Source organism: Candidatus Sericytochromatia bacterium, assembly GCA_035285325.1.
Taxonomy (GTDB): domain Bacteria; phylum Cyanobacteriota; class Sericytochromatia; order S15B-MN24; family JAQBPE01; genus JAYKJB01.
The window spans coordinates 1-8,170 of the sequence record JAYKJB010000029.1 but is presented as its reverse complement, the minus strand read 5'-3'; the positions used below and the strand labels follow the sequence as shown (position 1 = coordinate 8,170).

Genomic DNA, 8,170 nt, shown 5'->3' with positions numbered 1-8,170 from the left:
GGTCGATGTAGGGCACCTCACTCCCCCACTCATCGGCCTGCATCACGGCCGTGAGCCAGACTTCCGTGACCCGATCCACCAACGCAGCGCCACCGAGGATCATCCCATCCACCCGATGCTGGGTCTGAGCCCCTGAACGCGCGGGGTTGGGCAGGGGCGGACAGGGTTTGCCCGGCACCGACCACGCCTCGGCCCCGCGCGCGCCGAGTGCCTCGGCGTGCCAGGTCAGCCAGTCGTGGCCCCACAGGTGAAAGCGCCAGTCCTTCGGAATGGCGCGTTCACCGTAGTGGGCGCCGGCCAGGGCACCGGCGATCGCCGCCGTCGTGTCGGCGTCTTGCCCCAGGTTGGCCGCCATCAGCACGCAAGCTTCGAACGTCTCTGTCCGGGCGAAGCACCAGCAAGCAGCCGCCAGACTGTCCGCCGCGTATCCGCCCGAACGCACGTCGCCCCGCTCCCAGCCGAGGTAAGCGGCCTCGACCGTGGGCTGAACGTCCGGGTGCAGGGGCGTGGCCAGCCCGGCGAAGACGTCACGAGGAGCAGCCAGCAGCGCCGCCTTGGAGGCGCCTTGCAAGGCCTGGACCAGCAGCAGGGCCATGACCCGACAGGCGTCCACGGCGGCCGGGTGGGCGTGGGTGGTGCGGCTCTGCGAGGCGGCTTGGGCGATCGCCGTGGGGGCGTCGTCCCACCAGGCCAGGGCCACCGGCGCGAGGCGCATCAGCGAGCCGTTGCCGCCATCCTGCCCATCGCTGGTGCGGTAAGGGGCGCCGGTCCGGGCGAAGGCGTCGAGCGCCCGGCCGGTGGCGCCGCCGATGTCGAAGCAGTGGCCCTTGCTGCTGAGGTGCCCCTGTCGCCGCCAGGCCTGATAGCGCGTCAGCTGGTCCAGCGGATCATGCCCGCGACACGCGACCAGGCTTTCCGCCAGGCAAGCGGCCAGGCTGGTGTCGTCGGTCCAGTCGCCGGGCCGCAGGGCGTGCGGGCCCCCGCCGAGCAGATCGGTGACGGGCGGAAAACTGTCGCGGGCCAGGAATTCGACCTGGGCCCCGAGGGAATCGCCACAGGCGAGGCCGAGCAGGCTGCCGCGGGCGCGGTCACGCAGGGTCAATGGGTGGGTCATGACTTTGTTCTCCTGAAAAAGGGCTACACCTTCCCTTCGCCACACCTGAGGGGGGGTATCTGCCCCTCGTTTCAAAAAAGTGGCGCGAGGCTGTCTGGCCGGCAGGGGCGCGGGGGCGATCTGCTCACTTTCCGGGTTTCCTTTTCCAAAAATTAATCCAGTCTTTGCCTGCTTCCCCTGACCTTGTTGTTCGCCCCCCCGATGTTCTCCTCGTGAAGCGTCGGCGCCCTGCGGATCCCGCAGCGCCAGCAACGGTCAGGGCCTGCGATGCCAGCCGGGCTCCGGGGACCGCTGCGATGTCAGGGAGGTCGTTCCATGAGCTTGCTGAACAAGGTGGTCGGCCGCGGCGCGGCGATGCTCTCTCGCCGCGTGGAGGCGCTCGGGTCCTCGGCGTTGCAGGCAGGCGGGCGCGACGCGGCCCACGCGCTGGGCGATCGCCTTGCCCTGGCGGCCGCGAAGCCCGCCGAGGCCCTGTTCCCGCGCCGCGCGGTGGCCCTGGCGGTGGGGCAGCAGGCGGCCCAGGACCGGCTTGCGCCGATGCTCAAGGAGGCGGGCCGCACGCTCACCTTCGCGCCCACGCGCTACGGCTTGGCCGACCTGAAGGCCTACCAGCGCAACGCGCACAGGTTTGCCACCATCGCCAAGGACTTCCGCGGGGAGTTTCACACGCACACCTACCTGCGGGATGAAACGCGGCGACTGTTCGGCGCCCACGACCCGGTCGCGGAGCAGGCCCAGAGCTTGCGCAACAGCCTCTACTGGCGGATGCGTGACGCCGCCCGGAACCTGGAGCAGATGCCCCTCATCGCGCCCGAGTGGGTGCGCAAGGCCTGGAAGCTGGTTGGCTTCGACGTGGATGCCTTCGACCGCAAGGTGGTCCAGCAGCTCGGCCCCAAGGGCCTGGCTGACATCCCCGGTTGGGTGCCCCGGGCGTGGGAACAGGGTCCGGGCGCATCATTCGGAACCTGAGCGTTGCTCTGGCGTGCGCGCGCTCCGTGTTCAAGAGCTGAATTGACCGGAACTGCTTCCCGCCAGGCAGCTTGCAAGGTCCGGGCCCCTACAACGGAATCAGGCGGCTGGCTGGCTTGATATGTTGTTATAAATGTTATATCCATGAAGGGGGCCTTGTTGGACATCGTGATCACGAACTGGGCTCTCCGCTCCTACATGCGTCTTCGCCATACGGGCCACATCTCCGCGGTCGACTACTGGGACACGATCCGGCCGGACCTCCTACGCCTTCACCGGCTGGCTGAAGACCCGAAGTTCCAGGTCGCGAAGTTCTGGTCACCGGCGTTCAGTCAGGGCATCAGCGTTCAGAACGGTTACAAGATGAAATGGCACCAAATGGGAGATGGTGCAGTGCAGCTCAGGCTTCCGGTGTTGCTTCTGGGGGATGCCTTCCTGTGTGAGGCTTACGTGAAGGATGGGAGCCCGACTGAAAAGCGTGCGTTGGCCAGGTTCGCGGTGCATGCGCAGCGAATTCGTGAAGGTCACTATGAGGTGTGCGGGAGGTTGCCGTGACGTTGTTTCTCGATGCAGGTGCCGGGGCGCTCGACCGAGACGAGGCAGTCGACCGGTTGGCCGAGCTTGTCCCCATCTGCAACGAGATGCTGGCGGCCGGCCTGCCGAAGCGGTTCGCCATCACAGCGATGGCGAAAGCCGTGCGCTACGAAGGGCTGCGCCATCTGCTTCAGATGTGGCGCGAGGAAACGGATTCGAGCCTCCGCGACGACATCGTTGCAGACCTGGCAGAGCTGTTGGAGGATCTCGAGACGGACGGCATCGTCGAGCGGCCGTCTCTCCGCCATCGCGACGTCGACTCGCTCATCACCGACGTCCGCGCCTTCAAAGACGCGCTGCGCTGCGTTGTGGACCGGTGCGGCGGAATCAGCTGGCTTGCCGAGCGTAGCCGGATTCCCCAGCCCTCGCTCTCCCGGTTCTTCAACAGCACTGCCCTGCCCCAGCGTGGCACGCTGCTCAAGCTTCGTGAGGCACTGACGCCTGAAGGTACGGCCCTCATCGAGGGATGGCTGGGGCGTTGAGGGGGCTTCCCAGCCTGGGTTGGGACGGCGTGACTACGGGGGCGATTGCCTTGGGCCCACCGGCTCGATCACCCACACGCCGGCTTCCTCGGCCGGCCGGAGTCGCACCTGGTTCCGGTACGTCGAGCGGTAACCGCCGGGCCCGAAAAACCCCTCCAGTACCTCTGTGAGAAGGTTCGGGACCTCAGGCCCGTCCACAGGCTCGGTCTTCAGCACGTTGATGGCCACCTTCGCGACCTTGGCCCACAGCCGCCGGCCGCCCACCAGCACCGCCACCCAGCCCCGCGGCAGCCCGTCGCCGGTGCCGTCGCCGAGCTGGATGAGGCCCTGGTCGCCCGCGTTGTGGATGACACGGAAGGTGTCTCGACGCTCGTAGCGGCGCTCGAAGTAGGCCGTGAGGCGCCAATCGAGTCGGGCCTCGACGGCGGCCCGGAACAGCGCCGGGTCGCTCGCGCTGGGGCCGGTGTAGCGGAGGGTGTTCCCATCGAGTGAGAAGAAGAGGCGGCGCTTGCCCTTGCCCGGGTTGGTCCAGGCCGCGATGGGATTGTTCATCACGTAGGCGCGCAGGCGATCGGGCGGCACCGAGTCCAGGGCCGCCACTTCGGGGCCGAGGTCCCGCTGGCGGTGGGGACTGGCTGCGAAGTAGGCTCGGAAGTCGGCGACCAGCGCGTCGACGGCCACGGGCACGTCGAGACCGCCCCGGCGGACGAAGGCTTCCAGCACAACCATCTTGAAGGCGCGCGTCATGGGCGTCTGCTCGACCTCCAAGAGGAAAGAACCGACCTCGCTCTCCAGTTGCTGATGCGCGGCGTCAAGCGTCCCGAGCGTCTGCAAGAAGGCGTGCCAGCTGCGGAACTCCTGCCGGTAGGAGCGCACGGCGAACCGGCCCCAGCGGTGAAGCTCCAGCAGCGAGGGCGGATGGCCGAGGTTTTCCGCCACCTCGCGATAGGCTGCGATCAAGGCCTCTCGGCGTGGCTCGCCCCGCTGGACCATCGCTGTGAGCAGATCGATCGCCTGCCAGTCCAGGTGTAGTTTCACCCCAGGCGGTAGCCCCACCCAGGTGTCGGCTGCCGCGGCCTCCATGGCTTGAATGACCTCCCGGGCTGGCGTGTCGGGTTCCAGGCCCAGCAGCACGGGCACCTTCAGGTGTGCCCGGCGGTAGTTGCCGATGAAGTCGACGACGGTGACGAACGACTTGCCAGGGTGAAGGCGCAGGCCGCGGCCGAGTTGCTGCAGGAAGACGGTGACGCTGTCGGTGGGTCGCAGAAAGAGCACGAGGTCCAGTTCCGGAACGTCCACGCCCTCGTTGAAAAGGTCGACGGTGAAGAGGATCCGGGCCTGGCCTGTGCGCAACGCTGCCAGGGCACCCGTGCGATCGGGCGCCCCTGGGCCGGAGTGGACGGCCACGGCTGGCACGCCGAGCTCGCTGAAGAACCGGGCCATGAACTCCGCGTGACGGATCGAGACGCAGAATCCGAGCGCTGCACGGGAGGGGTGGGCCAGATAAGCCTGCCACGCGGCCTGGGCCCGGGCCTGGGTCTCGACGGCCCTGGAGAGCGCCTCCACGTCGTACGCCCCGTTACGCCACGGCACGGCGTCGTAGTTCGTGGCATCGTGCACACCGAAGTACCGGAAGGGCGCGAGCCAGCCCAGGGCGATCGCCTCCAGAAAGGTCACGCGATAGGCCACGTTGCCGTCGCAGAGACCGAAGATGTCCTGGTTGTCGGCGCGGTACGGCGTGGCCGTGAGGCCGAGCAGGAAGCGTGGTGCGAAGTGATGCAGGACGGCGCGGTAGCTGGGGGCCGCGGCGTGGTGGACCTCATCGACGACGATGTAGTCGAAGTGGTCGGGAGCGAAGCGGGCGAGATGCTCGGGGCGTGAGATCGTGGCGACGGAGGCGAAGACGAGCTCGGCTTCCCCCTCCGCGAGGCCGCCACCGTAGAATCCGCGGGTGGCCGCCGGGCGAACCCGAGCGAAGCTGGCATGGGCTTGCTGCAGCAGTTCGTCGCGATGGGCCAGAAATAGGACCCGGCCGAACGTGCCGCTGTCGAAGGCCGCGAGGAAGGTCTTGCCGATGCCCGTGGCCGCGATGACGAGGCCCTTGCGTTCGCCGTCCTCACGCAGGGCGGCCAAGGCCGCGAGGGCCTCTCGCTGAGCCGGGTTAGGGGTTGGGAGAAGCTCCACGGAGACGGCCTGGTCGGGTGGCGACGCCGGCTCCCAGGCCTCCGAGCGCGGTTGTCGCCGCTCGGCGTAGGCCGCGACCCACGCGGGGGTCACGGCGTGGGCGTGGGGACTCAGCCACAAGCCTTCGAAACGCGCGAGCAGGTCGTGGAAGGGCCAGCCTGCATCGCCGACGCGGACCTGGTAATTCCACTCAACGCCCGATTCCAGGGCGCTCCGTGACAGGTTCGACGAACCGATAAAGGCCGTATGGCGTCCGTTCGGCTGTTCGAACAGGTAGCATTTGGGGTGGTAACTGCGCCCAGGCTCGCTGTAGATGCGCAGGCTCAGGGCAGGCGACAGGGCCAGCAGTTCCAGGAGAAATTCGGGTTCGGTGAGGTCGAGGTAATCGGAGGTCAGGATACGAAGCTGGGCACCCCGATGCAAGGCGCCTGAGATGGCAGGACTGAGCAATTCCAGACTGCTGCTGCGGCCAAACGCCACGGCCAGGCTGGCACGCGTACAGGTGGCCAGCTCAGCACTCAAGGCTCTGTGAAGCGCCTCGGCCGGGCCCGTCCAGACCCGTCCACGCATGGCATCGGTGCGGGGCGGGTTGGCCAGCAGCCAGTTCTGCTCGAAGCCGCCGCGGGCTTGCCGCTTGCGCAGCCGCGTGGCCTCGACGGCCTCAGGGCTGATGCCGTGCAGGGCCATCAGGCGGTGAACCACCTCGAACAGATCCGCCAGTTCCCCCTCCAGGGCCTGCGTGTTCCCGGCGTGGGCTGCTTCGTGGCACTCCCAGGCCTCTTCCAGCAACTTGAGGGCGACGTGGGGGGCGATCGCCTCGTCCGAGACGCGGCGCAATGCGCTCTGCCGCTCTGGCTCGTCCTGCAGTCCGGGGATGGCGTCTCGGACCAGTTTCTCGAAGCGGGCGTCGTCCATCATTCCCAGTACTTGGCCTTGTCCGCAATCACGTGCCGGATGCCACCGCGCGGGTCCGCCATGTCGCCCGCGTAGCGCGGGATGACGTGGAGGTGCAGGTGCATCACCGTTTGCCCGGCGGCCCGGCCGACGTTGACGCCGAGGTTGTAACCGTCAGGGCGCCGCGTGGCGTCGAGTTCCTCCATGACGGCATCGGCCGCCTCCCAGAGGGCCGCCTTCTCTGCGGGCGTGGTGTCGCGGTAGGTCTCAATGTGGCGGCGCGGGACGATCAAGGTGTGGCCGGGGCTGACGGGGAAGCCGTCAGGGAAGCTGGCGACCAGGCCGGGCTGAGAGGCCTCCGCGAGGCGGGCGCAGAAGGGGCAGTTGGAGGGCATCGAGGGGAGTATACCCGTTGGCCCGGGGGACAAATTCGGACCCCCCTTTCATCCAGGAAGGGTGGCAACCCCATATTTGGGAATGTGTTCATCCCGCGTCACAACCACCAACCCCAGCCGCAGCGCTTGCGCCACGAGCATCCGATCAAACGGGTCGCGGTGAAGCGGAGGCAACGAGCCGGCGCACCAGCCGTCCTCGGCGGAAACATCCAGCAACTGGATTTCACCCGCCTCCAACACGGGCTGGGGCGAACCGGGAATCTCGAGCTTGCCCAGTTGTTGCTTGATCGCCATCTCCCACACACTGGCCGCGCTCACAAAAACCTCGTGGGATGGCGACTGAATTGCTTTGAACGCGGTGCTTGTCAGCTTCCCCGGCTCAGCGAGCCACCACAAGGCAATCTGGGTGTCGAGCAGCAGTTTCAAAGGTCAGCACCCTCAAAACCAGCTAACAATTCCTCCGGTGTCTCATCAAAGTCGTGGGCAATTTTGACCTGGATGCGCCAGATTCCAGCCGCTGTTTTGACAAACGGCACCAGCCTGGCTGCAGGTTTTCCAGCCCTGGCGATGAGAATTTCTTCACCCGCCTCGACCAATTCAAGCAACCTGGAAAGATGAGTCTTCGCCTCGTGAACGTTATAAATTTCCATCGGGGTCGACGGCGAGCTCCGGGTCTCCCTCGCGGGCGTTCAGCGCAAGCTGGTGCTGAGCCTGCTGCCCTCGGGGGAGTGGGCGTTGCCGGTGAACGGGCTGCCTTCGACCCACATCCTGAAGCGTGGGGATCCCCGCTTTCCCGGGATGGTCGCCAACGAAGCGTTCTGCCTGGCGGTGGCCCGGCACCTCGGCCTGCCCACCGTCGAAGCCAGCCTGTCATGCCCGTTGCCGGGTGGCGATTTTTCGGGCACGATGGTCGGGCCCTTGAACACCGCCACGCGCGCTCGTCCCGGAGATGCCCATGAAAGTTGGATACGTCGTACTCTACGTGCAGGATGCCGAGCTCTGCCGCCGATTCTGGGTCGAGCAGGTCGGGATGGTCGAGAAGCAGCGCACCGAAGCAGCCGGCTTCACGATCGTGAAAGTCGGGTTCGCCGACCAGGCCTTCGCGTTCGAACTGGTCCCGCTTGCGTTGATGAAAGACAACCCGGACGGCCTCGACCTGGCGACGCCCTCGATCTGCTTTCACGTCGAGGATCTGGCGGCTTGCCGTGCGGCCCTCATCGCGCGTGGGGTGGAAGCGACGGAGGTGGCGGCACACCACGGGATGGAGAACTTTGCCTTCTCGGACCCCGAAGGTCGCTGGTTCGCGGTGACGCGCTGACGAGTCCTCGCGCCGGCACGAGCGGATTCGCCATCTCGACAAGCTGGTGGACGAACGCGCGAGGGGCTGGCCGCTAGAGAAGGTGCTGCGCGGCTGAGCGCCGACTTCGCTGGACGGGTATGATGGCGGCTGGAGGCGCGATGCAACGCAAGAGGCTGCCGATCGGGATCCAGACCTTCCGGGAGATCCGGGAGAACGGTCACTATTACGTCGATAAGAC

10 protein-coding genes and 1 pseudogene are annotated in these 8,170 nt (G+C 67.1%); 6 read left to right on the top strand and 5 right to left on the bottom strand.

The genetic code is table 11. The features are described from left to right. A partial coding sequence (locus VKP62_04905; GenBank protein ID MEB3196524.1) for an ADP-ribosylglycohydrolase family protein occupies nt 1–1,114 on the bottom strand: 1,114 nt, incomplete at its 3' end. Nucleotides 1,115–1,429: 315 nt separating this feature from the next. Here VKP62_04905 and VKP62_04900 point away from each other — a divergent pair. The 3 genes from VKP62_04900 (at nt 1,430) to VKP62_04890 (ending at nt 3,159) form a co-directional block, all read left to right on the top strand. Continuing rightward, nucleotides 1,430–2,083 carry a hypothetical protein gene (locus tag VKP62_04900; protein ID MEB3196523.1) on the top strand — a complete coding sequence of 218 codons (654 nt, stop codon included), beginning with the start codon at nt 1,430–1,432 and terminating at the stop codon, nt 2,081–2,083. Nucleotides 2,084–2,242: 159 nt separating this feature from the next. Further along, nucleotides 2,243–2,638: a hypothetical protein gene (locus VKP62_04895; GenBank protein MEB3196522.1), complete on the top strand. Its 396-nt coding sequence runs from the start codon at nt 2,243–2,245 to the stop codon at nt 2,636–2,638. Further along, nucleotides 2,635–3,159 (top strand): hypothetical protein, encoded by a 525-nt coding sequence (locus tag VKP62_04890; protein MEB3196521.1) that lies wholly within the window; start codon nt 2,635–2,637, stop codon nt 3,157–3,159. Before VKP62_04895 ends, VKP62_04890 begins: the two co-directional genes overlap by 4 nt. A gap of 33 nt (nt 3,160–3,192) precedes the next feature. On the opposite strand, the gene VKP62_04885 is transcribed toward VKP62_04890, so the two are convergent. Genes VKP62_04885 through VKP62_04870 form a run of 4 tightly spaced genes read right to left on the bottom strand, consistent with a single transcriptional unit; the run spans nt 3,193 to nt 7,282 of the window. Continuing rightward, nucleotides 3,193–6,261, bottom strand: a complete 3,069-nt coding sequence (locus VKP62_04885; protein MEB3196520.1) for a DEAD/DEAH box helicase family protein — start codon at nt 6,259–6,261, stop codon at nt 3,193–3,195. Further along, nucleotides 6,258–6,632 carry an HIT family protein gene (locus tag VKP62_04880; protein ID MEB3196519.1) on the bottom strand — a complete coding sequence of 125 codons (375 nt, stop codon included), beginning with the start codon at nt 6,630–6,632 and terminating at the stop codon, nt 6,258–6,260. Before VKP62_04880 ends, VKP62_04885 begins: the two co-directional genes overlap by 4 nt. Nucleotides 6,633–6,680: 48 nt before the next feature. Continuing rightward, complete coding sequence (locus VKP62_04875; protein MEB3196518.1) at nt 6,681–7,058, bottom strand: type II toxin-antitoxin system VapC family toxin; 378 nt, start codon at nt 7,056–7,058, stop codon at nt 6,681–6,683. After that, on the bottom strand, nt 7,055–7,282 hold the full coding sequence (locus tag VKP62_04870; protein ID MEB3196517.1) for a type II toxin-antitoxin system prevent-host-death family antitoxin: 228 nt from the start codon (nt 7,280–7,282) through the stop codon (nt 7,055–7,057). Before VKP62_04870 ends, VKP62_04875 begins: the two co-directional genes overlap by 4 nt. Nucleotides 7,283–7,587: 305 nt before the next feature. Here VKP62_04870 and VKP62_04865 point away from each other — a divergent pair, with 305 nt between their 5' ends. The 3 genes and pseudogenes from VKP62_04865 to VKP62_04855 form a co-directional block, all read left to right on the top strand. Beyond that, nucleotides 7,588–7,950 (top strand): VOC family protein, encoded by a 363-nt coding sequence (locus VKP62_04865; protein ID MEB3196516.1) that lies wholly within the window; start codon nt 7,588–7,590, stop codon nt 7,948–7,950. Nucleotides 7,951–7,972: 22 nt separating this feature from the next. Then, nucleotides 7,973–8,047, top strand: a pseudogene (locus VKP62_04860) (DUF2200 family protein). A 43-nt stretch (nt 8,048–8,090) separates the two neighbouring features. Further along, nucleotides 8,091–8,170, top strand: an 80-nt coding sequence (locus tag VKP62_04855; protein ID MEB3196515.1) for an AAA family ATPase, incomplete at its 3' end; no start/stop codon positions are given.